Annotated in this window: 1 protein-coding gene and 2 pseudogenes; all 3 read left to right on the top strand. The window is 57.0% G+C overall.

Annotated features, from left to right (window positions below):
• A pseudogene (locus J5M57_RS29000) lies at positions 1–153 on the top strand (phage tail protein); the annotation flags it as partial.
• On the top strand, positions 150–722 hold the full coding sequence (locus J5M57_RS27790; protein ID WP_001407644.1) for a tail assembly protein: 573 nt from the start codon (positions 150–152) through the stop codon (positions 720–722). The pseudogene J5M57_RS29000 and the gene J5M57_RS27790, both read left to right, overlap by 4 nt.
• 60 nt (positions 723–782) lie before the next feature.
• Positions 783–1,419, top strand: a pseudogene (locus tag J5M57_RS27785) (host specificity protein J); the annotation flags it as partial.

The raw sequence follows: 1,419 nt of genomic DNA, 5'->3' as shown, positions 1-1,419 counted from the left end.
CTGCACCATATTCCTGAACAACTGAGCAAACGAGAGAGGTACACCGACAAATGGCAGCGACGCACACACTCCCTCTGGCGTCACCGGGCATGGCGCGCATCTGCCTTTACGGGGATTTACAACGATTTGGTCGCCGCATCGACCTTCGTGTGAAAACGGGGGCTGAAGCCATCCGGGCACTGGCCACACAGCTCCCGGCGTTTCGTCAGAAACTGAGCGACGGCTGGTATCAGGTACGGATTGCCGGGCGGGACGTCAGCACGTCCGGGTTAACGGCGCAGTTACATGAGACTCTGCCTGATGGCGCTGTAATTCATATTGTTCCCAGAGTCGCCGGGGCCAAGTCAGGTGGCGTATTCCAGATTGTCCTGGGGGCTGCCGCCATTGCCGGATCATTCTTTACCGCCGGAGCCACCCTTGCAGCATGGGGGGCAGCCATTGGGGCCGGTGGTATGACCGGCATCCTGTTTTCTCTCGGTGCCAGTATGGTGCTCGGTGGTGTGGCGCAGATGCTGGCACCGAAAGCCAGAACTCCCCGTATACAGACAACGGATAACGGTAAGCAGAACACCTATTTCTCCTCACTGGATAACATGGTTGCCCAGGGCAATGTTCTGCCTGTTCTGTACGGGGAAATGCGCGTGGGGTCACGCGTGGTTTCTCAGGAGATCAGCACGGCAGACGAAGGGGACGGTGGTCAGGTTGTGGTGATTGGTCGCTGATGCAAAATGTTTTATGTGAAACCGCCTGCGGGCGGTTTTGTCATTTATGGAGCGTGAGGAATGGGTAAAGGAAGCAGTAAGGGGCATACCCCGCGCGAAGCGAAGGACAACCTGAAGTCCACGCAGTTGCTGAGTGTGATCGATGCCATCAGCGAAGGGCCGATTGAAGGTCCGGTGGATGGCTTAAAAAGCGTGCTGCTGAACAGTACGCCGGTGCTGGACACTGAGGGGAATACCAACATATCCGGTGTCACGGTGGTGTTCCGGGCTGGTGAGCAGGAGCAGACTCCGCCGGAGGGATTTGAATCCTCCGGCTCCGAGACGGTGCTGGGTACGGAAGTGAAATATGACACGCCGATCACCCGCACCATTACGTCTGCAAACATCGACCGTCTGCGCTTTACCTTCGGTGTACAGGCACTGGTGGAAACCACCTCAAAGGGTGACAGGAATCCGTCGGAAGTCCGCCTGCTGGTTCAGATACAACGTAACGGTGGCTGGGTGACGGAAAAAGACATCACCATTAAGGGCAAAACCACCTCGCAGTATCTGGCCTCGGTGGTGATGGGTAACCTGCCGCCGCGCCCGTTTAATATCCGGATGCGCAGGATGACGCCGGACAGCACCACAGACCAGCTGCAGAACAAAACGCTCTGGTCGTCATACACTGAAGTCATCGATGTGAAACAGTGCTACC

It is taken from the genome of Pseudomonas sp. 86_A (genome assembly GCF_017491705.1).
Taxonomy (GTDB): Bacteria; Pseudomonadota; Gammaproteobacteria; order Pseudomonadales; family Pseudomonadaceae; genus Aquipseudomonas; species Aquipseudomonas koreensis.
This window is presented reverse-complemented; position numbering and strand designations above follow the sequence as displayed.